The organism is Bacillus sp. P14.5 (genome assembly GCF_003316765.1).
Taxonomy (GTDB): Bacteria; Bacillota; Bacilli; order Bacillales; family Bacillaceae_B; genus Rossellomorea.
In genome coordinates this window covers 1-20489 of the sequence record NZ_NIJF01000008.1, presented here as the reverse complement: position 1 = coordinate 20489, position 20489 = coordinate 1, and the positions used below count along the sequence as shown (strand labels likewise).

The following is a 20489-nucleotide window of genomic DNA, read 5'->3' as shown; positions in this document are numbered from 1 at the left end:
TATGATTATCCTGTTTTTGGTTCTCTTTCGAGTAATCAGGAATAATTCAATGCTGCTTAGGAGGATAGAGGTTAATAAAGATTTAAAAGCGCCAGGACTAAACCGCGACCGAAGCAGGTTTAGTTGACGAGGTGGAGGTTCATCGATTTTTCGGCGGATGCCTCCCGGCTTATAGCAGAGCCGTCAATTTCTTTCTCAAATCACTGAGGCAACTCCGTGGACAAAAGAAAGGAAATGCCAAAGAATATTTTAAACAGAGATAAGGGGGCAAGAGGCCCCCGTGCTTCCTGCCCTTTTATCATTCAGGGAGGAAATTTAATTATGTGTGGTATCGTAGGATATATTGGAAATACGGATGCAAAAGAAATACTTCTTAAAGGACTTGAGAAGCTGGAATACCGCGGTTACGATTCAGCAGGAATCGCCGTTAAAAATGTTGATGGAGTCCATATCTTTAAAGAGAAGGGACGCATTGCAGACCTTCGCGACAATGTAGATGAAAATGTGTTATCCAACACAGGTATCGGCCATACGCGCTGGGCGACGCATGGTCCTCCAAGCAAACTGAATGCTCACCCTCATCAGGGTACAACAGATCGTTTCACCATCGTTCACAACGGGGTAATTGAAAACTATTCAGCTCTAAAGCGCGAGTATTTGCAAGATGTAACTTTAAAAAGTGATACAGACACTGAGATCATCGTTATGCTTATTGAAAAATTAGTAAACGAAGGCAGAACTGTAGAGGAAGCGTTCCGTACAACGCTGAAGCTTCTTAAAGGATCTTATGCAATTGCCCTTCTGGATAATCAAAACGATGAAACAATCTTTGTGGCAAAGAACAAAAGCCCATTGCTTGTAGGCCTTGGAGAAGACTTCAATGTAGTAGCGAGTGATGCGATGGCAATGCTTCAGGTAACTGATCAATATGTTGAACTGATGGATAAAGAAACGGTTATCGTTACAAAAGAGAAAGTAACGATCCAAAATCTTGAAGGCGAAGAAGTTTCCCGTGAGCCATATACAGCTGAATTGGATGCAAGCGACATTGAAAAAGGCACATACCCTCACTACATGCTGAAGGAAATTGATGAGCAGCCTGCGGTTATGCGTAAAATCATCGGTGCTTACCGTAACGATAATCAAGAATTGGAGATCGATGAAGAAATCATTTCAGCAATGAAAGATTCTGACCGTATCTATATCATTGCGGCGGGAACAAGCTATCATGCCGGATTGGTCGGTAAGCAGTTCATTGAGAATATGGCAAAGATTCCAGTAGAGGTTCATGTAGCAAGCGAATTCAGCTACAATATGCCACTTCTATCCCAGAAGCCATTATTCATTTTTATTTCTCAAAGTGGTGAGACAGCGGACAGCCGTGCTGTACTTGTAAAAACGAAAGAACTTGGCCACAAGTCACTGACGATTACGAACGTTCCTGGTTCTACGCTTTCCCGTGAAGCGGATTACACGCTGCTTCTTCATGCCGGACCTGAAATCGCCGTTGCGTCTACAAAAGCGTACACAGCTCAGATTGCGGTGCTTTCCATCCTTTCATATGTTACAGCTAAGTCACGCGGTATCCAGCCGAATTTTGATTTGATTCATGAACTTGGCATTGTCGGAACAGCAATGGAAGCACTTTGTGAACAAAAAGAAGAATTCGAAGACATTGCCCGTGATTATCTGGCAACGACACGCAACGCGTTCTTCATCGGCCGACACCTTGATTACTATGTAGGTCTGGAAGGGTCTCTTAAACTGAAAGAGATTTCTTACATCCAAGCTGAAGGATTTGCCGGCGGTGAGCTGAAACATGGAACGATTGCGCTTATCGAAGAAGGAACACCAGTTATCGCTCTTGCAACACAGGAAGCCGTTAACCTGGGTATCCGTGGAAACGTCAAAGAAGTCGCTGCCCGCGGCGCCAACCCTTGCATTATCTCAATGAAGGGTCTTCAAGAGGAAGACGATCGTTTCGTCATTCCGGAAGTCAATGAATTATTAACACCTCTTATCTCTGTAATACCATTGCAATTGATTTCTTATTACGCTGCGCTTCACCGCGACTGCGATGTCGATAAGCCGCGTAACCTTGCGAAATCAGTTACTGTTGAATAATATATTTCTTTAAAAAGTTCCCGGAGACTTCTCCGGGAACTTTTTTTAATGCCTCACACACTCTATTAAAAACTACACTCACTAAATATCCCCCAATAGTAATAGTAGATTTTCGGTCAACTATTATGTGTTTAGGGAATCCATTTTAAATTTAGCAAAAGGTATCGAAAAGAGCCTTAAACTAAGACCAATACAGCATGAATTCAAAATAATCAGGAGTAATAAAAGAATATATGGAGCACAAAAGTTATTCAATTTATTCTTGACAAGTTGAAAGCTCAACTGTATATTTACTTTAATGCATAAAAGCATAAACGCACAAAAGCATAAAAGCGCTAAAGTGTTGAAGTGTCATTTTGAATTTCATATGAATCAGTTTGCGGAAGAAGTAGCAAATGAGCCGGCAGCAATCAGAGACCGGGTGGAGGGTGTGAATCCGGGCAGCTCATTTCGTGAATTACACCGCAATTCAAAAGCTGATGTGATTATAAGTGGATGGGGCAGTAAGCCTCATCAACAAGGGTGGTACCGCGGAGCTTCTTCGTCCCTTATGGGGAGAAGGGCTTTTTTTGTTGTCTTTGAAGAACCAGCGCAATACTAAAAAGCCCTTCCCCCTCCCTGATAGGTTTGGCAAATTTATTTTCAGCGCCTTACCGAGCAAAAAAATAAAAAAGAGAATCAGGAGAGGATGTATTATGATGAACGAAACGTTAGCAAGGGAAATTCCCCTTCATCTGAGGGAATTTGTATCAACTCAAAATTACGAGGCTTACAGTCCCGTTGACCATGCGGTTTGGCGCTATGTCATGAGACAAAACCATGCTTTTTTAGAAGGCAGGGCACATCCGGCTTTTGTGAAAGGATTGAAGGGTTCTGATATTGCAATAGAGAAGATTCCCAAAGTGAGCCAAATGAATGAAGCACTGGGTAAAATCGGGTGGGGTGCTGTCATTGTGGACGGACTTATTCCGGGGACAGCATTCTTTGACCTGCAAGCCCACGGGTTATTGCCGATCGCCACTGATATCCGCAAAATTTCAAACATAGAATACACTCCCGCTCCGGATATCCTTCATGAAGCTGCAGGCCACGCACCGATTTTGTTTGATGATACGTACTCAGAGTTTGTTAAGAAGATAGGTGCTGCAGGGGCCAAAGCATTCGCCACTAAAGAGGAGCATGAGGCATTCGAAGCTGTCAGGCAGCTGACAATCATCAAGGAAAGTGCAGAATCAACAGAGGAAGAGATTGAGAAAGCGGAGAGGTTAGTGAAAGAAAAGCAGGCAGCGGTCGAAGAGAACTCAGAGGCAGAACAGATTTCCCGCCTGTTTTGGTGGACTGTAGAATTCGGTTTGATCGGGGAAATAGGAAAGCCGCTTGTATATGGAGCCGGACTCCTCTCATCTGTCGGAGAGAGCAAGGCATGTCTCTCTGATGAGGTTAAAAAGCTGCCTTTCAGTGTGGAGCAATGTATCAAGACTCCATACGACGTGACGACAATGCAAAAGCAGCTCTTTGTCTGCCAGAGCTTTGAGGAGTTGATTCAAGCTGTCGACGTGTTCTCTGAGACTATGGCATTCAGGACTGGAGGAGCATCCTCTGTGCGAAAGGCCATCAAGTCAGAGAAACTGGCGACTATAGAATACAGCTCAGGGCTGCAGGTTTCCGGGATATTCAGTGACCTGCGGACAGAACATGAAGAAGACCCGATTTTTATACGAACGAATGGAGAAACAGCATTGGCTTTTCAAAACAAGGAATTAACCGGCCATTCCAGAAATGTTCATCATCATGGTTTTAGTGCTCCTGTCGGAAAGCTCCGGGGTGAAATTGCTCTTGAGTCATTAAGCCAAGAGGAATTGGATGCAATGGGAATAAGAGTTGGAAAGCGGGTTGAACTGCCTTTTATGAGCGGAATTCACTTGCAGGGTGAGGTTTCAGATCTTGTAATGAAAGATGGGAAAGCCATCCTGATATCATTCGTCGGCTGCACTGTGAAGGCAGGAGAGGAAATATTATTTCATCCAGACTGGGGAATTTTCGATATGCCTGTTGGAAGTGAGATCGTGTCGGCTTACCCGGGAGCTGCTGATCATTCCTCATTTATTCCAGGTGAGGGGGAGGAGAGTGAACCGGCTGCTGCTGATTTCCCTGTACTTGGAGAGCTTGATCTTCTATACCAGGAGGTAAGGAATATCAGAGAAGGTTCACGCTGGTCAGCTGCTGAAGTAACCCATATTGAAGAGGTTATCCAAAGATTAAGGGACGATTTTCAAGAAGAATGGCTTTTAAGACTGGAGATAATTGAAATTTTAATACAGAAGGACTCGCAGCATGCAGAGGCGGAGAGGCTGAAGATGGAGCTTGAACAACTTTCCCGCCGTCCGGAATTAACAAGATTAATAGAGAACGGGCTGGCGCTCATTCCAGCCATTGCTTAGGAGGGATATTTTTGAAGGTAATCACCAAAGAAGAAGCGGTGACCTCCTTACAGGAGATAGCAGGTTGGAATGTAAAAGATGAAAAATGGATCGAACGCCGTTTTAAATTTCAAGAATTCCCAGACGGCATTGACTTTGTCAATAAAGTTGCTGATATTGCTGAAGCAATGGACCATCATCCATTCATCTCTATCCAATACAAGATTGTCACGCTGAGTCTGACATCATGGAATGCAGGAGGGTTAACGACACTCGATTTAGAGGCCGCCTCAAAGTGTAACGCACTCTATCAAGATATGAAGTAATCAGAAAAGGGCCTATCAATCAGCTGATTGAGATAGGCCCTTTTCACATGTGTTTTTAATAACCTTTCCTGTAATCGACTAAATTGACAGGCGGCGGATTGCCGGAAATGTATTCTTTTAAATTCGGGATGAAGATGTCTTCGATCACCCTCTTATTATAAAACTCTGTTGATCCGGCAGTATGGGGAGTGATGATGACGTTTTCCATCTCCCAAAGCGGGCTGTCTTTTTTCAAAGGTTCGGTCTCAAAAACATCGAGTCCTGCTCCGGCAATTTTCTTGGTCTGAAGGGCTTCGATCAATTCTGCTTCCTTTACCGTTTCGCCACGCCCAATATTGATCAGAAAAGCGGTATCTTTCATGTCTTCGAATTCTCTTTTGCCGAACATTCCGGAGGTATCAGGCGTCAGAGGGACAGTATTCACGACATAGTCACATCGGGGAAGTACTTCATGAAGCTGTTCTGTTCTGAACATTTCGTCCACGTGCTCGCTTCCTTTTCCGGAATGGCGGACGCCAAGAACCTTCATATCAAAAGCTTGGGCAATCTTAGCTGTTTCTTTTCCGATAGCTCCAACACCTATGATACCAATGGTCTTTCCGTGAATTTCAAGCTTGAGACCGGAATGAGCCCATTCCTTCTGATCCTGCTTCCGGATATATGTATGGATTTTTCTTGTCAGGCCGAGCATCATGGCAAAGATGGTTTCGGAAATGGGGTAGGCATGAACCCCGTTCGCGCTTGTAAGCAGGATATCTTTTGTGTCAAGTTGGTCTAACGGCATATTGTCGACACCTGCGCTCCAAGTCTGTATCCAGCGGAGAGCCGTTTCTTTTTCAAGAGCTGCTTCTTTCATCGAAGTCTTCCATCCTGCGATGATCTCAGCACTTTCCAGATGATTTTCCCACTGTTCGGGTTCCTTGCCTGTGATTATTTCCCACTGAGGCGCAGCCTGCTGAATTAGTTCCAGCTGACCCTTTTCAAGATCCTGAGCGACAATTAGCTTTTTCATAAATGAGTCCCTCCATTCATTCCTTATATTCTTAATAGTACCAAAGTTTTCACAAAAAATAGAAAAGAAAGGTTTTACGGAAACGGCAGGTTGTCCTATAATGGGGAAATCATCAAGATTACCACAGAAAAGAGGAAACAATTGTGAACGGAACAGCTCATATGGTCATTGGGGCAGGAGCGGGACTTTTGGCTGCCCAGTATTTACAGGCCGCTCCTGCAGATACACTTTTATTAATAGGAGCAGGCGGAATCTCCGGTTTGATCCCCGATTTGGATGTGGACGGCAAGCTGAGGAATACTTTTACTTCGTCCCATAAATTTTTGATGTCACTTGCTCAGTTGATAGGAATTGCGGTCATCATTTACAGTTGGTGGGCAGGAGCAGATAGTGAGATGTGGAAAGGAATTTCAGCTGGACTCGCTATCATGCTGGTGTCTGTTTTTATAAAGAAGCGGCACTTATTGACCGTTGCGGGTGCCGGTGCATTGGCAGGAGGACTATTTCTCGATGAGAACTGGCTGTGGTTGTTTGGCATTTATATCATCATAGCCTCGCTGGTTTCACACCGGAGTTATACCCATTCTCTCTTGGGAGTGGCATTCTTTGCTATCATTCTTCATTACCTGCAAATCAGTATCGCAACGAAAGGGGTTTTATTGGCCGGCGCTGGTGGATATATCAGCCACTTGATTGCTGATATGAAGTTTCTGCCTTTTAACAAGAGAGGCGTGAAGCTCTTTCTGCCTTTTTCCAAAAAAGATATTTAAAAAAACTGAAGCTTAATGGCCTGCTGCCGTTAAAGCTTCTTTTTATCTTTTTGTTAAGCTGTTTTCGCAAGGATGGTGGCTATTTTACAAGTACTGGATTTCCGCTCCAGGCGTGCGACTGATAGGGCAAGAATTCGGCTCACTCGGCACGGCTTAACTTAAACGCGGCTATCCCTGATCGTACCCGTCGAATTATGCTTAGATTTCAAGAAATTCGGGTATAGTAAAATACTTAATAATGTTTTGGATGAGGGGCGTGCAATTAGTGAATCTGCCGTTATTTCTTGGTTTATTTCTTTTGGTTCTTTTTATTACTGCCTATATCGGGACTAAGGCACTGCGCATACCTGATATAGTCATATATATTCTGCTTGGAGCAGGCATTTCACTTGCCGGACTGCTTGAAGAAGTCAAGACGATAGAGGTCGCAGGTGAGATTGGTTTGATCCTGCTGTTTTTCCTTCTTGGGATGAAGTACCCGCTGAAGGAAATTGCAGCAAAAGGCAAAAAGGTATGGAAGCCCGGGATTTTAGATCTCATCCTGGGTGTGGGTGTAACTGCAGGTATCAGCGCCCTGTTTGGACAGGGGCTTTTTAATTCTCTTTTAATAGGGGGGCTGGTTTATGCGACAAGTTCATCCATCACTCTTAAGCTCCTTGAACACAATAAGAAGCTTGACAGGAAAGAATCGGGGTATGTCCTTACCCTTTTGATATTTGAAGATATGGTGGCTCCAATCTTGATTACCATCCTGATTGGCCTCAGTGGAGGAGAAGGGTTAGGTATACTGGACTTCCTGCTGATCTTCTTGAAAGTAGCACTGCTTGTTGGGGTGGCGGTTGCCATCAGCCGGTTCATCCAGAAAAAAGCTTATACCCTTATTGAAAAATTCCTGCATGAGGATTATCTGCTTGTGTATATCCTGGGAATCGCTTTGGCGTATGGCGGCTTTGCCTTGCTGCTTGATTTATCAGAGGTTATCGGCGCATTCCTTGCAGGATTGATGTTTGCCGGCACCAATTTCAAAGATAAAATTCATGAGGTGGCACTGCCTGTCAGGAACTTATTTCTGCCATTCTTCTTCTTGAATTTCGGAATTTCACTTGAATTCACCAGTGAGGTTCCGGCCTTTGGGCTTCTCTTTGCCATACTGGCTTGGTCGATATTCCATAAGTTGATTGTCGGTTACATAGGCGGTCAGTGGTATGGATTGAATAAACGGGAGTCATTGGAAACAGGCTTCACGCTGGCGCCGAGAGGAGAGTTCTCGGTAATTATTGCGGGTCTGGCATCCGGCGCGCTGCAAATCTTTGCCGGGGTGTATATCCTGATTGCCGCGCTTATCGGGATGTTGTTATGCCAGCTGTCCTCGAAAATAGTCGGTGGCAGGGTCTTTCGGAGACAGAGTGATTAGAAGTATAAATCAATAAAAAAGCGGGAATGGCGTATGACTGCCATTCCCGCTTTTTTCCCCTATCTTTGTTGATGGGTTTAATTATTGTCTCCCTGTCCGGCATGAGTGCCAGGGAACCTGTCCAGGGGGTTTGCGCTTTTGTTCTAAATCAATAAACTTTATCTCCATTAAAGATCGAATTTTTCACGACTACATAATCCACGTGGCGAATTGCATCAAGAGTGGTGCCGCCTGCATAGGAAATGGAAGACTGAAGGTCCTGCTCCATTTCTGTAAGGGTGTCCATCAATGCGCCTTTATGCTCCACGAACATCTTCTTGCCTTCAACGTTTTTCTTTTCGCCTTTTTGGAACTCTGAGGCAGAACCGAAGTATTCTTTATAAAACTTTCCGTCGCGTTCAACCGTTTCACCTGGTGATTCCTCATGGCCTGCAAAGAGGGAACCGACCATGACCATTGAAGCTCCGAAACGGACGGACTTTGCAATGTCACCGTGTGTGCGGATGCCGCCGTCGGCTATGATGGGCTTGCTTGCTGCTTTTGCACACCAGCGGAGAGCTGCCAGCTGCCAGCCTCCTGTGCCGAAGCCTGTTTTGATTTTTGTGATACATACCTTTCCTGGTCCGATTCCCACTTTTGTAGCGTCCGCACCAGCATGTTCCAATTCTCTTACTGCTTCTGGTGTACCGACATTTCCGGCAATCACAAAGCTTTCAGGAAGGTGTTTCTTGATGTGTTTGATCATTTGAATGACAGCATTGGAATGTCCATGGGCGATATCGATTGTAATGAACTCTGGTGTGATTCCCTCAGAGGCTAACTGCTCAACAAATCCGTATTCCTCATCTTTAACACCGACACTGATAGAAGCGATAAGCTCGCGCGAGTGCATATCCCTGATGAAATTCAGTCTTTCTTCCGGCTTGAAGCGGTGCATGATATAGAAGTATCCATTTTCCGCTAAGTAAATCGCAATCTTCTCATCTATTATTGTCTGCATGTTCGCAGGAACCACTGGCAATTTAAAAGTATATCCGCCCAATGTTACAGTTGTATCACATTCCGAGCGGCTGTTTACTACACATTTTGCAGGAATTAATTGAATATCTTCATAATCGAAAACATTTTCCATGATTAACACTCCTAAAAACGAATATTATTTTTGAACTGACCAATAAATGTTCGTACATTATGTAATTTACCTCATTATTGAAACGATGTCAAAGAATTTTTGGAAAAGGCTCTGCTCGTAAACTTTTCTGCTTCACCGCACGAAGAGGGACAGTCCCTCTTCATGCGGTGAAGCGCAGAAAGGGACTAAAGTGGAGGCGTGTAAACATTTAAAATGGATTTTATCTTCATTATTGTTATGATAGTACCATCTACTGAAAAGAAGGTGAAAGAAATGACGAATATACTTCAAAAACCTTTTGACGAAGACCGCAGCTTTGAAGAAGTCATACAGGATAAGAAAAGCTTAGTTGTATTTGTCAGGCACCCAGGCTGACCGGTTTGCAGAGATTTCCTCGCGCAGTTGCGTGAGCATCATCAGAAATTGACTGCCGAAGGGGCTCAGGTTATTGCGATAACACCATCCAACCGTTCGCTTCTTGAGCGGTTCACGAAAGAATTCGGTCCATATCCATTCGATTTATATGGAGACCCCGATCGTTCTTTGTATAAGAGTATGGGACATAAATCAATGGCGAAGTGGAAACTCCTTGCGAAGGCAGGGAAAGCTTATTTGAAAGGCGGAAAGAAAGCCTTTTTACCAGAGGATGAAGGGCAGAAGAAAGTGGTACAGGAATCCCTTAATACGCAGGATATTTATATCCAGGGTGGTTCTTGGATTTTTAATGAAAATGGGGAGGTTATCTGGAGCCACGTCGATGAGTCTCCGGAGGACCATGCATCGGTAAATGAACTTTTGAAGCAGCTCAATAAATAAGGCACTTTTCGTAAACTTTCTTGCTATTAATATAGGTTTTCGCAAGGTAAGGCTATAATTCCCCCGAAAATCCTGTTAAGTAAGAACCAAAAGCGCTACTCCCTCCGATTAGAGAGAAGTACATTAGTATCCAGGGGAAAATCCGGCTCTTGGGATTTTTCCGAAAACATCAATATATGCCAAAACAGCCATAAATAAAAAGAAGAGGCTGGGACAAAACCTTATAAAAAGCTCTTTTCAAAAGAATGTGTCTGAGTATAAAGAAAGGATTTCCGCTCCAGGTGCACGACTCCGCGGGGCGGGCGCTGAGCCTCCTCGGCTTTGCCTCCGGGGTCTCACCTGTCCCGCTAGTCCCGCAGGAGGTCGCACACCTTCCGCTCCAATCCGCCTACGATCAGGAACTGGCGGATAACCTAATCTAAAAAATAACATGTTTAAGGTAAGAGCCTAATAACAAAAATGAACCGCATGAGATCAAGTATATAACCTTGATCTCATGCGGTTTTATTTTGGATGATTTCTACTTGCAACAATTAGTTTTCTACTTTTGTCCCAGCCTCTTCTCTTTAGTGGACATTTGTAATGCTGTGCCTTGTATAATAGCTCTGATATCGATAAAAAATCTCGACTTGAACCTTCTGCTGGTCAAGAAAGAATATGTAGTAGGTCTGCACTGAAGTAGAGTTTTTCTCATAAGGAATGGAAAGCCTTTCTGCTTCAGATTCAACATAATTCTCTATGTCGTTCTTTCTGATGGTCACAGGCTGGTTGCTTTGCTGATGAGCCTTTTCAATATATTTATCTATGCAAGTCAAGATTTCTTGTTCTTTCCTAGAAAATTCATTGATGTTCATGCTGGTTTATTCTCATCCTTTTTCATAAAGATTTATTTAATTCCAATATATGTAAATTAAAAAAGTCAGAAAAGAAGGCGGGATCCCTCTCTTCTGACTTATGTCCGGTTCCATGCCCATTCATTGCTATCAGAAACTCATTTATTCATTAGGTGGATTATTCTTACCTATAATACCATGAGAGGTACTCTTTATCAAAGGGATTTTTGGGAAGGATTAAGATGTAAGAGGATGCAGCTTTTATCACCGTCGAAGTCCCAGTCCACGAAGATACCTTTGAGCTCAGCACCCAGATGTTTTTCAAACCGCTCTTTATATTGAAATAACATCCTTTTTTCTAAATTCCGCTTGGCTATACGGAGTGTCTCGTGATATCCGAGACGGATCAGCTCCTTTTCCAAAAGGATGAAAATCCCCTTTCTGATTATGAGAAGTGTGCGGGGGTTTTGCATGATGGAATACGTTTCCTCCGGTGGTTTTTGTACATCGGTGGTTATTTGGTTGATATCCTGTATAAGTGCATCGCTGTTCTTATAATTGTTGATCTGGGGCAGGGAATGTTCTTTGACATCTGAAGATAGAATTGCAATCATCATTCCCGTCTTATCTGTCAGATTCCAATCATAGTAAAATTCAGCCACACGTCCCTCTGTGTTTAACTCTATAAAAGATGTAATTTCCTTCGTTAATGTCTCCATCATCAAGTCCCTGGTTTTTTCCACATAAACCGTCTGGTCACTATCCATCAGGGATTGCTCCATAGGGGACAGAAAGTCAGAAAACTGAGTAACCACATAGGGGCCTGTCACGGTGCAGAGGACGTTTCCAGGTCCGCGTCCAAAATGTTCCCTCAGGAGGCGGCCGATATAACTTGAAATGGTTTTTTCTAGATTAGTTTTTACCATATTCTTCCTCTCCATTTAAATTATTCCTTTATTTTCTCTTTCCCCATTAGGAATGAAATGAAACTTTTCAATTGTCCTATATACTAATTAGGATGGACAGTTGAAAAGGATTAATACTTTTTTGAAATGCGGGAAAGCGAAAAATCTTTTATAATGAGAAACATATACTAACACACAATCTCAATGAGGAGGTGGTAATACATGACAAGATCTCATTCATTGTCAGAATCAGCAGTGACTCATGCAAAGCCTGGTATCAGGAAGGCGATACTTTGCATGGGGTGAACAATGGCTAAACAATCGCCCAACCATGCTTTCACGTTTCTGGTAAGACCAGGCTTTGCACCTTATTTATCTTTTTAAATAAAAATAATAAGGGGCTGGCAGAAATGAAAGCAGCAAAAACCAAACATGTTTTACCTGAGGACTTACTTAAGGAAATTCAGAAATACGTGCAGGGAGAAACCATTTATATCCCGAAACCCAAATCTTCTTATCAAAAGTGGGGTTCACGGTCGGGAGGAAGGAAGATGATCGAAGAGCGGAATACCCTGATAAAAGAAGCGTTCAGAGACGGATGCGGAATCGGCAGACTGGCAGAGGATCATTTTCTTTCTCCGGAAACCATTAAGAAGATTGTTTATACAAAATAATAGAAGATCAGCACTGGCATTATTGACGATGCGGTGCTGTTCGCTTTTGTTCCGTCCAGCTTCAGCGCCTAGCTCCTCGGGGTCAAATAACCCTCAGAGAATAAAAGGAAAGAGCACCTTTTTTTTCTCCGAGGAACATTTGCCTGTCGGAGCTGATCAAGGCGCTTACGCTTTTGTTCAGGCGATTTCTTTTGCAGACCATTCTCGGTATATTCTCCTGGAGAAAGCGGATTTATAATAGAAGAGTAACGAACACGAAGAGTTAAAAGGAGTAATTTAGATGGAACCTTTTATCAGAAATGATCAATTCAACTTCATCAAAGCGCAAACGAAAGTACTGGTCAATGGCCATCTCAATGCTAATGACCCCGGAGTACTTAAAGCACTTAAAGCTGTCACTTTGGAAAAAGTTTTGAGCGTAACGCCTTCTCCTTCAGAGGAAGAGCGCGATTTACTCAATCCGATTGTTTCCATTAAAGATAAGCAGGATGCGGAGGTTTATCTGGCCAAGATTAAATCCTATGTCATTCCTTTCAGGGAATTGTCCGAAAAAACGCTGCAAAAGCTGTTCCCAAAAGTAAAGAAGCTGAAACTCCCCAATTTTGAGAACCTGGACCTTAGAGAAGTCACATATCTAGGTTGGAATGACCTTGGACAGGAGCGTAAGTATATTGTAACAGAGGACAACGGCCAGCTAATCGGAATCAGAGGAACCTTTAAAAATCACAGTCAAAAAGGAGTCTGCGCAATCTGCAACTCCATTGGAGATACCGGGTTGTTCATGACTGAATCAAGAGCGGCAGCCAACGGAACCTACAAAAACCGTGGAAACTATATCTGCCAGGACAGCCAGATTTGCAACCGCAAACTGCAAAGCGAAGAAAAGCTGCTTGCATTCATAGAACATCTTCGTAACCGGTGACAGTCACGCCCCGGTTTATGTCGAATCGAATGATGGATGAAAAGTACACTGGCGGGTGTGCTTTTTGTTAGTGAGGGGCAAAAACGATAAATCGAAGACTAAATCACATTCGTTTCACAGTGAAAAGGCTTAGAGATGTAAAAACCTCTAAGCCTTTTCAGTCAATATCCGTTAGTTGTGAAAGTGGAAATTACATTTGCCTGCCGGCTGATCAGGCCGCTTCCGCTTTTGATCCGTCCAGCTTCAGCGCCTAGCTCCTCGGGGTCAAATAACCCTAAGAGAATAAAAGGAAAGAGCGCATTTTTTCTCTTAGGAACATTTGCCTGTCGGAGCTGATCAAGGCGCTTCCGCTTTTGATCCGTCCAGCTTCAGCGGCCATCCCCTCGGGGTCAAATAACCCTCAGAGAATAAAAGGGAAGGGCGCCTTTTTTCTCTGAGGAACAATTGCCTGTCGGAGCTGAACAGGCCGCTTCCGCTTTTGAGCTTTAAGGAACCAATTCGACATTTTTCGGGTTGTGACTGTCACCAGAGCGAGATCGGGCGTGGGCAAGGATCCTCAATGCTACGAACAGGAAGGCCAGCGCTCCCATCATCCGGACAGTAGAGGTGAGCAGCATCGCACTCTGCATTCCGAATTGGTTCAGGAGCAGGACCCCGAATTGCGGGGCGAGAAAGCCAATGATCGCAAGCAGGAAGTTATAGTTTGCGATATAGGTGGTCAGCTGTTTCTGCGGCGAAGAACTCAGCAGCTGGTTGAACAGCAGCAGGTTCGTTCCTGCGACGAAAATTCCGATCCAAAGATTAATGAAAGTTATATAGTATAAGTTCGTAGAAACGATCATCAAGGCAGGAGCTGTAGCCATGCCTGCCGCTGCGACGAATAGCAGCATCGTGTTGCCGTATTTATCCGCATACTTTGCCCACCACTTAATACTGACAATCTGAGAAAGCTGATTCGTCACCGAAAACATGCTGAACCAAAGGGCGGTGGCATGGGCTTCCCGGATTTGATAAATACTGAAAATCGACCAGCCCATTTGTGCTCCAAAGTTAAATAAGAGGGCACAGACAATGAAAGAAAGATAAGGTTTGTGTTTGAAAACATGCAGAGAAAATTTCTTCTTCTGGGCAGCCTCGTCCTCTTCGGCAGCCGTATTTTCTGCAGGGGCCTCTTTGTGTTTAAATAAGTAAAATACTTCCATTATCGCAAACCCAAAACCAACGATAAACAAGATTTGGTAAGGAAAAACACTATCTGCATTGAATTGCTCTAAAAACAATCCAGTAGAGAAGGTTACAATCATGGCCGTAAGGGTCATCCATCTGTTTCTGGAACTAAAGAATCCTCCTCTTCTATCCTCTGGAACCAGGTCACCGATCATCGATTGCCAGGATAGTCCAGACAGTGCCCCCGGAAAGTTCAATAGGGCGATCAGTGCAACAAGAGCCCAAGGCGCGTATTGCGGGGATAGAAATGGAACAAACAAGATCAACATGAATAACAGCCTGGTAGACAAGGTTGAAGCAACAGCAAATTTCTTCTTGCTCTTTACCCGGTTCAGCCACATGGCGCCTGGAATCAAGGCAAGCATCCCAATAATGGAAGGAAGCGAAGTAATCAGTCCCATTTGCGTATTGCTCGCACCCAGGACACCAATGGCAAACAGCGGAATATACCCATTCACAGCATTTGTCGATACAGTGGAAGCGACTCCATTGTAAATGCTGAGTTTTTCATTATTATTTAATTTCAAGCTTGCAGCTCTCCTCTTTCCTGTTAATTTTCATGATGGCAACTGCAACAAATTTACTGATTGATTGTACTTTTTTGCTTCTCCCCTGACAATATAAAAATGTAAAAACAGTTATATCTATTTACCTTCTCAATTGAGAAGGAAGGTATTAATACCTAAGTTCTAAAGTAGGATGATTTTTCAGATATTAAGGAAATTAATCTACTGTTCACTCAGTTTGTCCGCCTGCGGGGCAGGGAAATAGATTCATAAATGAGGATATGAGAGGACGAATGGCAATATGCTGGACAGCGAAAGATTTGTGATCAAACACTCTTCAGGACGAAAAATCACATATAAAAAGATTGGCGACCCTTCAGGAATACCTTTTCTTTATTTTCATGGCTGGGGATCTGTTGCTTCTTCGATCTTTTTTGATAAAAAATTTCTGGACGATAACCGGATGTTTATCCTGATGGTAAACCGGCCGGGCTATGGCGGCTCAGATTTCATGAAAGGTTATTCAATGGATGACCATGTAGAAGATGTGAAAGAGGTGCTGGATTACCTGGGCATTGAACAGGCTCATTGCTTCGGTTGGTCGAATGGCGCTTTATTCTCACAAGTGTTCTCCTATCTCTATCCCCGGAAAGTGGCCTCTTTATCATTAGCAGGCAGTGCGATTCCACTGGAAAGCGAGGAAAGCCGCAAGTATTTACCCGCTCGCTGGAAAATCATCCACAAAACGTTTAAATTATCTCCGTCTTTTACGAGAGGGTACTTGAGGCACATCAATAAGACCTGGACTGGCCGGGTAGCAAGAACCCTGCTAAGGCTGGTTAACAGACAGCGGGATGATGGAAACCTGGAAGACATCAAAGGACAGTTGAAAAAGCAGACAGCTGAAGGGCTGCGTGAAGCCTATCAAACAAAAGGCTTGGCACAGTACACCGAGCTTAGGGCAATGTTGGCCCCTTTTAGCCTCCGCGTCTGGAAAACGCCTTTCCCAGTTTATATCTGGGTTGGGGGCAGAGATAAAATGTGGCCGAAAAAAACCGCGCTCTATTTACAGCAGAAATATCAAGGCTCTCAGTTGGAGGAAATAAAGGAAGAAGGTCATTTCTTTTTTCTGATTTGCTGGGAACGTATCTTACGGAAGGCGTTATCAAATGAATAGCTGGAAGAGTTGAGGACAGCCTAAAAACAGAGGAAATGTCTTTTTGTGATGATAGAAGACCGCAGAAAAAATCCAGCTAAAGCTTAAGGAGGATGCAGGTAATGGCGAAGAGTAAACATCAAAATAGAGCGAAAGAACAGCTTCAGTCCGTTTTGAGAGAAACCGGCAACCCGGCCATTCTGAATGATGTCATCGATACAGAGCTGGGTGCCATGCCAGGTGTGACAGCGGAAGAACTGACAACAGCAGAAAAATATTCTGTTAGAAATTCCACAGACGGCAAGACGTGGAACAGTACAGATGACCGCTGAAAGGGCCTTGAAAGGGCCTTTTTTTGTTGAGTATTTTTTGTGAGAGATACCAGGAGTCACTTTTTGAGTTGCACGTGTCCTTCGTCTTCGTGGAGCTCATGGGGGACACCAGGAGTCATCTTTAATGGTTTAGGTGTCTTTCGTCGAGCTCATGAGGGACCCTAAAAGTCATTTTTAATGATTTAGGTGGCCTTCAAAGCAATCAAGTAAGACCCCAAGAGTCCCTTTTTGAGGTTTAAGCATTCTTGAAAACCAACTCTCTCTCCCTTCTAAAATCTACACCCGCCAAGTATGAAATGGAGAAAATGACAAATAGTAATGTCAGAGAGTATATAAAAGGAGACATGCGTATGTACAAGATAGAAGTTAACAATCTTACAAAAATCTTCGGCTCTAGTCCCAAAGAAGGGCTTAAGCGGTTAAATGAGGGTCAGGGAAAGGAGAAAATCCTTGAAGAGACTGGCATGACCGTGGGGGTAAACAATGCCTCATTTCAAGTGAAGGCGGGTGAGTTTTTTGTCATCATGGGGTTGTCCGGAAGCGGCAAATCCACGTTGATCCGGCTGGTGAACAGGCTGATTGAGCCTACAGCGGGAGAAGTGATGATTGACGGACACAATATTACCGAAATGACGAAAACGGATCTCATGCTGACAAGAAGAAAGAAGCTTGCAATGGTCTTCCAGAAGTTTGCGCTGTTTCCTCATAGGACGGTTCAGGAAAACGTGGAATACGGTCTTGAAATTCAAGGGATCGCCAAGGAAGAGCGTTCGAAAAAAGCCCTGAAGTCCATTCATGATGTTGGCTTAAAAGGGTATGAAGAGAGCTATCCTGACCAGCTCAGCGGCGGGATGCAGCAAAGGGTGGGACTGGCTCGGGCCCTGGCCAATGATTCGGATATCCTGCTAATGGATGAAGCTTTCAGCGCCCTGGATCCCCTTATCCGGAAGGAGATGCAGGACGAACTTCTGAGCCTGCAGAACAAGTTGGGGAAAACGATTCTTTTCATCACTCATGACCTTGATGAAGCGCTCAAGCTTGGGGATCGGATAGCCATCATGAAAAACGGGTCGATTGTGCAGATCGGAACTGCGGAGGACATCCTGGAAAATCCAGCAAACGAATATGTCTATAACTTCGTCGAAGATGTCGATCGTTCGAAGGTTCTAGTTGCCGGAAATGTCATGAAAAAACCGGATGTCGTTACGACATGGAAAGATGGACCGCGGATGGCCGTCAAAAAAATGGAAGACGCAGGTCTGTCCAGTATATTTGTGGTGGACAAAGAGAAGAACCTGAAAGGAATCTTAACCATTGAGTCGGCAATCCAGGCCTACAAGGAAAACATATGGGTTGAAGATGTGCTGGAGCAGGATTATTTTACAACGGCACCTGATACGCCTTTGAACGATTTACTCGGCGTGGCAGCGGAATCCAGATATCCGATTGCTGTGGTAGAGGACAAAAAGCTGCTCGGAATCATTGTCAGGGTCTCGATTTTATCAGGCTTGGTACTTGGAAAAGAACAAAGTGAGGTGGCGGCAGAATGAATTATTTTACATTGCCTCTTGAAGAATGGACCAATGATTTTGTATACGAATGGCTGATACCAGTGCTTGGAGGACTCTTCGAAGCGATCAGCGGCATCATATCCTTTTTTATTAATGGAGTTGCGGATATTTTCACTTGGATTCCTGCTGAAGTCATGGCGCTCATACTCATTCTCTTGTCTTGGAAGTTTGCGGGAAAAGGGGTGGCGGTTTTTACTCTGATCGGTGTGTTTTATCTAGGTTCAGTCAATCTCTGGGAAGATGCGATGCTGACATTGGCAGTCGTGGTGGTGGCGACTTTATTCTCGATTGTGCTTGGAGTGCCATTAGGGATTTTATCGGCAAAGTCGGAATCACTGGATAGAGTGGTCCGTCCGATTCTCGATTTCATGCAGACATTGCCAAGCTTCGTGTACCTGATTCCGGCAATCCTGCTTTTTGGCTTGGGTGAAGTGCCTGCGGTCATTTCCACCTTCGTCTTCGCTACGCCTCCTGCGGTAAGGATGACAAGCCTGGCGATTAAACAGGTGCCGGCTGACATGGTAGAAGCAGCCAAAGCATTCGGATCGACCTCCTGGCAGATGCTTACAAAGGTACAGCTTCCCGTTGCCGTTCCCACTATCATGGCGGGAATCAACCAAACGATCATGCTTGCACTTTCGATGGCGGTTATCGCTTCCATGATCGGGGCCCCTGGACTTGGGTCAACTGTTTTAGCTGGTATCTCGAGTGTTAACGTCGGTCTTGGGTTAGTCGGTGGTCTTGGAATTGTTGTACTTGCTATTATTCTGGATCGTATTACACAGGGCCTGGGTCAGAAAAAATAAGGACAGGAGTGTATGACGTTGAGAAAATGGATGAAAGGTTTCCTCCTGATATCCGGTGTCTTCATGCTGACCGCCTGCGGTACAGGTGCTAATGATGAAGGAGAAGATAATGCGGAACAAAATGGGGGCAATAATGAAGGGATCATAATCAATTTTGGCGTGACTCCTTGGACGAGTACAGTGCCTCCAACCAAAGTGGCGAAGCTTATTCTTGAAGACATGGGATATACGGTCAACGAAACAAAAGCAGATGCCGGCGGGGTATACACAGGGCTGGCAAGAGGTGATTTGGATGTGTTCATGGATGCGTGGCTGCCGGTCATGCATGCTAATTATATGGAGAAGTATGGCGATAAGGTGGAAGATACGGCTGTCAGCTACAAAGAGGGAGAACTTGGCTGGGTCATTCCCACTTATGTAGAGGGAATCGACTCGGTTGAAGATATTAAAGGAAAAGAAGACCTGTTCGGCGGAAAGATGTACGGAATTGAAGAAGGTGCCGGGATGACGGTCACTTCAAGAGAAATGATTGAGAAGCTTGGGCTGAATCTTGAGTATGTCGCATCAAGCGAAGGCGGAATGCTCGCTCAGGCTCAGAGAATGATGAAAAATGAAGAGCCGGTATTGTTCCTCGGCTGGCGTCCTCATCCGATGTTTGTTAATCATGATTTAAAAGTACTGGAAGGTCCTGAAGAATTTTTTCAAACCTCTGAAGTTCATGTCATTACCAATAAGGAACTGAAAGATGACGCGGCAGAAGCTTACGAATTCCTCAGCAAATGGAAAATGGATGTGGGTGACATTGAAGAAATGATCGTCAAAATAGATGATGGACAAGACCCCGAAGCTGTCGCGCAGGAATGGATCGATAACCATCAGGAGCAAGTGAAGGAAATGAAAGGGAAATAAAGGTAAGAAGTCTCAAGAGGGTTGGAGTTAAGGGGGCTCAAGTGGCATTGTAGAGACCCGTGGATTCTCTAAAATAAAGATGAGAGGTCTCAAGCGAGCTTTTAGAGACCCAAGGAAACACAAAATTAGAGTTAAGAGGCATCAAGAAGGCTTCTAGAGACCCAAGGAAACACAAAATTAGAGTTAAGAGGCTTCAAGCGGGCTTCAAGAGACCCAAGGAATGTCAAATTAGAGTTAAGAGTTCTCAAGAGGGCTTCTAGAGACCCAAGGAAACACAAAAATTAGAGTTAAGAGGCTTCAAGCGGGCTTCTAGAGACCCAAGGAAACACAAAATTAGAGTTTAAGAGGCCTCAACCGAGCGTTCTAGAGACCCACTGAAAACACAAAATTAGAGTTAAGAGGCATCAAGAAGGCTTCTAGAGACCCAAGGAAACACAAAATTAAAGATAAGAGGTCTCAAGAAGGCTTCTAGAGACCCGTGGAAACTCAAAATTAGAGTTAAGAGGCTTCAAGCGAGCTTTTAGAGGCCCAAGGAAACACAAAATTAGAGTTAAGAGGCTTCAAGCGGGCTTCTTAGAGGCCCAAGGAAACACAAAATTAGAGTTAAGAGGCATCAAGAAGGCTTCTAGAGACC

General features: G+C 44.2%; 19 protein-coding genes and 1 pseudogene. 15 read left to right on the top strand and 5 right to left on the bottom strand.

Annotated features, from left to right (window positions below):
* The first annotated feature begins 321 nt into the window (after positions 1-321).
* From glmS to B9Z54_RS00345, 4 genes are all read left to right on the top strand, one after another.
* Entirely contained in the window at positions 322-2124 is a 1803-nt protein-coding gene (gene glmS / locus B9Z54_RS00360; protein ID WP_113926569.1) for a glutamine--fructose-6-phosphate transaminase (isomerizing), read from the top strand.
* Positions 2125-2491: 367 nt separating this feature from the next.
* Entirely contained in the window at positions 2492-2725 is a 234-nt protein-coding gene (locus tag B9Z54_RS00355) for a hypothetical protein (protein ID WP_162785027.1), read from the top strand.
* A 97-nt stretch (positions 2726-2822) separates the two neighbouring features.
* Positions 2823-4565, top strand: a complete 1743-nt coding sequence (locus B9Z54_RS00350) for an aromatic amino acid hydroxylase (protein ID WP_113926577.1) — start codon at positions 2823-2825, stop codon at positions 4563-4565.
* Between the two features lie 11 nt (positions 4566-4576).
* A complete protein-coding gene (locus B9Z54_RS00345; protein ID WP_113926567.1) occupies positions 4577-4870 on the top strand; it encodes a 4a-hydroxytetrahydrobiopterin dehydratase in 294 nt (97 codons plus the stop codon).
* 55 nt (positions 4871-4925) lie between these two features.
* Here the strand turns inward: B9Z54_RS00345 and B9Z54_RS00340 are convergent, their stop codons facing one another.
* The gene (locus B9Z54_RS00340) at positions 4926-5882 is read right to left on the bottom strand and encodes a D-2-hydroxyacid dehydrogenase (protein ID WP_113926566.1); all 957 of its coding nucleotides are present in this window, start codon (positions 5880-5882) and stop codon (positions 4926-4928) included.
* A gap of 143 nt (positions 5883-6025) precedes the next feature.
* Between B9Z54_RS00340 and B9Z54_RS00335 the strand changes: the two genes are divergently transcribed.
* Entirely contained in the window at positions 6026-6652 is a 627-nt protein-coding gene (locus B9Z54_RS00335; protein ID WP_113926565.1) for a metal-dependent hydrolase, read from the top strand.
* Between the two features lie 265 nt (positions 6653-6917).
* A complete protein-coding gene (locus B9Z54_RS00330; protein ID WP_113926564.1) occupies positions 6918-8066 on the top strand; it encodes a cation:proton antiporter in 1149 nt (382 codons plus the stop codon).
* 148 nt (positions 8067-8214) lie between these two features.
* On the opposite strand, the gene guaC is transcribed toward B9Z54_RS00330, so the two are convergent.
* Positions 8215-9198 (bottom strand): GMP reductase, encoded by a 984-nt coding sequence (gene guaC / locus B9Z54_RS00325; RefSeq protein WP_113926563.1) that lies wholly within the window; start codon positions 9196-9198, stop codon positions 8215-8217.
* Between the two features lie 213 nt (positions 9199-9411).
* Here guaC and B9Z54_RS24545 point away from each other — a divergent pair, with 213 nt between their 5' ends.
* The gene (locus B9Z54_RS24545) at positions 9412-9573 is read left to right on the top strand and encodes a hypothetical protein (protein WP_162785026.1); all 162 of its coding nucleotides are present in this window, start codon (positions 9412-9414) and stop codon (positions 9571-9573) included.
* Positions 9574-9585: 12 nt separating this feature from the next.
* Positions 9586-10014 (top strand): annotated as a pseudogene (locus tag B9Z54_RS00320) (peroxiredoxin-like family protein); the annotation flags it as partial.
* 566 nt (positions 10015-10580) lie between these two features.
* Here the strand turns inward: B9Z54_RS00320 and B9Z54_RS00315 are convergent.
* Both B9Z54_RS00315 and B9Z54_RS00310 read right to left on the bottom strand, forming a co-directional pair.
* Positions 10581-10868 carry a hypothetical protein gene (locus B9Z54_RS00315; RefSeq protein ID WP_113926561.1) on the bottom strand — a complete coding sequence of 96 codons (288 nt, stop codon included), beginning with the start codon at positions 10866-10868 and terminating at the stop codon, positions 10581-10583.
* Between the two features lie 194 nt (positions 10869-11062).
* On the bottom strand, positions 11063-11773 hold the full coding sequence (locus B9Z54_RS00310; protein WP_113926560.1) for a Na-translocating system protein MpsC family protein: 711 nt from the start codon (positions 11771-11773) through the stop codon (positions 11063-11065).
* Positions 11774-12162: 389 nt separating this feature from the next.
* On the opposite strand from B9Z54_RS00310, the gene B9Z54_RS00305 reads away from it, so the two are divergent.
* The gene (locus tag B9Z54_RS00305; protein ID WP_113926559.1) at positions 12163-12426 is read left to right on the top strand and encodes a CD3324 family protein; all 264 of its coding nucleotides are present in this window, start codon (positions 12163-12165) and stop codon (positions 12424-12426) included.
* Positions 12427-12706: 280 nt separating this feature from the next.
* Positions 12707-13348, top strand: a complete 642-nt coding sequence (locus B9Z54_RS00300) for a FusB/FusC family EF-G-binding protein (RefSeq protein WP_113926558.1) — start codon at positions 12707-12709, stop codon at positions 13346-13348.
* Positions 13349-13833: 485 nt separating this feature from the next.
* Here the strand turns inward: B9Z54_RS00300 and B9Z54_RS00295 are convergent, their stop codons facing one another.
* Positions 13834-15102 carry an MFS transporter gene (locus B9Z54_RS00295; protein WP_113926557.1) on the bottom strand — a complete coding sequence of 423 codons (1269 nt, stop codon included), beginning with the start codon at positions 15100-15102 and terminating at the stop codon, positions 13834-13836.
* 280 nt (positions 15103-15382) lie between these two features.
* On the opposite strand from B9Z54_RS00295, the gene B9Z54_RS00290 reads away from it, so the two are divergent.
* The 5 genes from B9Z54_RS00290 (at position 15383) to B9Z54_RS00270 (ending at position 19855) form a co-directional block, all read left to right on the top strand.
* Positions 15383-16258 carry an alpha/beta fold hydrolase gene (locus tag B9Z54_RS00290; RefSeq protein WP_113926556.1) on the top strand — a complete coding sequence of 292 codons (876 nt, stop codon included), beginning with the start codon at positions 15383-15385 and terminating at the stop codon, positions 16256-16258.
* 101 nt (positions 16259-16359) lie between these two features.
* Positions 16360-16569: a hypothetical protein gene (locus tag B9Z54_RS00285; RefSeq protein WP_113926555.1), complete on the top strand. Its 210-nt coding sequence runs from the start codon at positions 16360-16362 to the stop codon at positions 16567-16569.
* 350 nt (positions 16570-16919) lie between these two features.
* Positions 16920-18119 (top strand): quaternary amine ABC transporter ATP-binding protein, encoded by a 1200-nt coding sequence (locus B9Z54_RS00280; protein ID WP_113926554.1) that lies wholly within the window; start codon positions 16920-16922, stop codon positions 18117-18119.
* Positions 18116-18946: an ABC transporter permease gene (locus B9Z54_RS00275; protein WP_113926553.1), complete on the top strand. Its 831-nt coding sequence runs from the start codon at positions 18116-18118 to the stop codon at positions 18944-18946. Before B9Z54_RS00280 ends, B9Z54_RS00275 begins: the two co-directional genes overlap by 4 nt.
* 18 nt (positions 18947-18964) lie before the next feature.
* The gene (locus B9Z54_RS00270; RefSeq protein WP_113926552.1) at positions 18965-19855 is read left to right on the top strand and encodes a glycine betaine ABC transporter substrate-binding protein; all 891 of its coding nucleotides are present in this window, start codon (positions 18965-18967) and stop codon (positions 19853-19855) included.
* The last annotated feature ends 634 nt before the right edge of the window (positions 19856-20489 follow it).

What these genes read in the sequence shown, in the direction of transcription:
- glmS (WP_113926569.1), top strand. Translation starts at nt 322, where the DNA reads ATGTGTGGTATCGTAGGATATATTGGAAATACGGATGCAAAAGAAATA.
- B9Z54_RS00355 (WP_162785027.1), top strand. Translation starts at nt 2,492, where the DNA reads ATGAATCAGTTTGCGGAAGAAGTAGCAAATGAGCCGGCAGCAATCAGA.
- B9Z54_RS00350 (WP_113926577.1), top strand. Translation starts at nt 2,823, where the DNA reads ATGAACGAAACGTTAGCAAGGGAAATTCCCCTTCATCTGAGGGAATTT.
- B9Z54_RS00340 (WP_113926566.1), bottom strand. Translation starts at nt 5,882, where the DNA reads ATGAAAAAGCTAATTGTCGCTCAGGATCTTGAAAAGGGTCAGCTGGAA.
- guaC (WP_113926563.1), bottom strand. Translation starts at nt 9,198, where the DNA reads ATGGAAAATGTTTTCGATTATGAAGATATTCAATTAATTCCTGCAAAA.
- B9Z54_RS24545 (WP_162785026.1), top strand. Translation starts at nt 9,412, where the DNA reads ATGGATTTTATCTTCATTATTGTTATGATAGTACCATCTACTGAAAAG.
- B9Z54_RS00315 (WP_113926561.1), bottom strand. Translation starts at nt 10,868, where the DNA reads ATGAACATCAATGAATTTTCTAGGAAAGAACAAGAAATCTTGACTTGC.
- B9Z54_RS00310 (WP_113926560.1), bottom strand. Translation starts at nt 11,773, where the DNA reads ATGGTAAAAACTAATCTAGAAAAAACCATTTCAAGTTATATCGGCCGC.
- B9Z54_RS00305 (WP_113926559.1), top strand. Translation starts at nt 12,163, where the DNA reads ATGAAAGCAGCAAAAACCAAACATGTTTTACCTGAGGACTTACTTAAG.
- B9Z54_RS00300 (WP_113926558.1), top strand. Translation starts at nt 12,707, where the DNA reads ATGGAACCTTTTATCAGAAATGATCAATTCAACTTCATCAAAGCGCAA.
- B9Z54_RS00290 (WP_113926556.1), top strand. Translation starts at nt 15,383, where the DNA reads ATGCTGGACAGCGAAAGATTTGTGATCAAACACTCTTCAGGACGAAAA.
- B9Z54_RS00285 (WP_113926555.1), top strand. Translation starts at nt 16,360, where the DNA reads ATGGCGAAGAGTAAACATCAAAATAGAGCGAAAGAACAGCTTCAGTCC.
- B9Z54_RS00280 (WP_113926554.1), top strand. Translation starts at nt 16,920, where the DNA reads ATGTACAAGATAGAAGTTAACAATCTTACAAAAATCTTCGGCTCTAGT.
- B9Z54_RS00275 (WP_113926553.1), top strand. Translation starts at nt 18,116, where the DNA reads ATGAATTATTTTACATTGCCTCTTGAAGAATGGACCAATGATTTTGTA.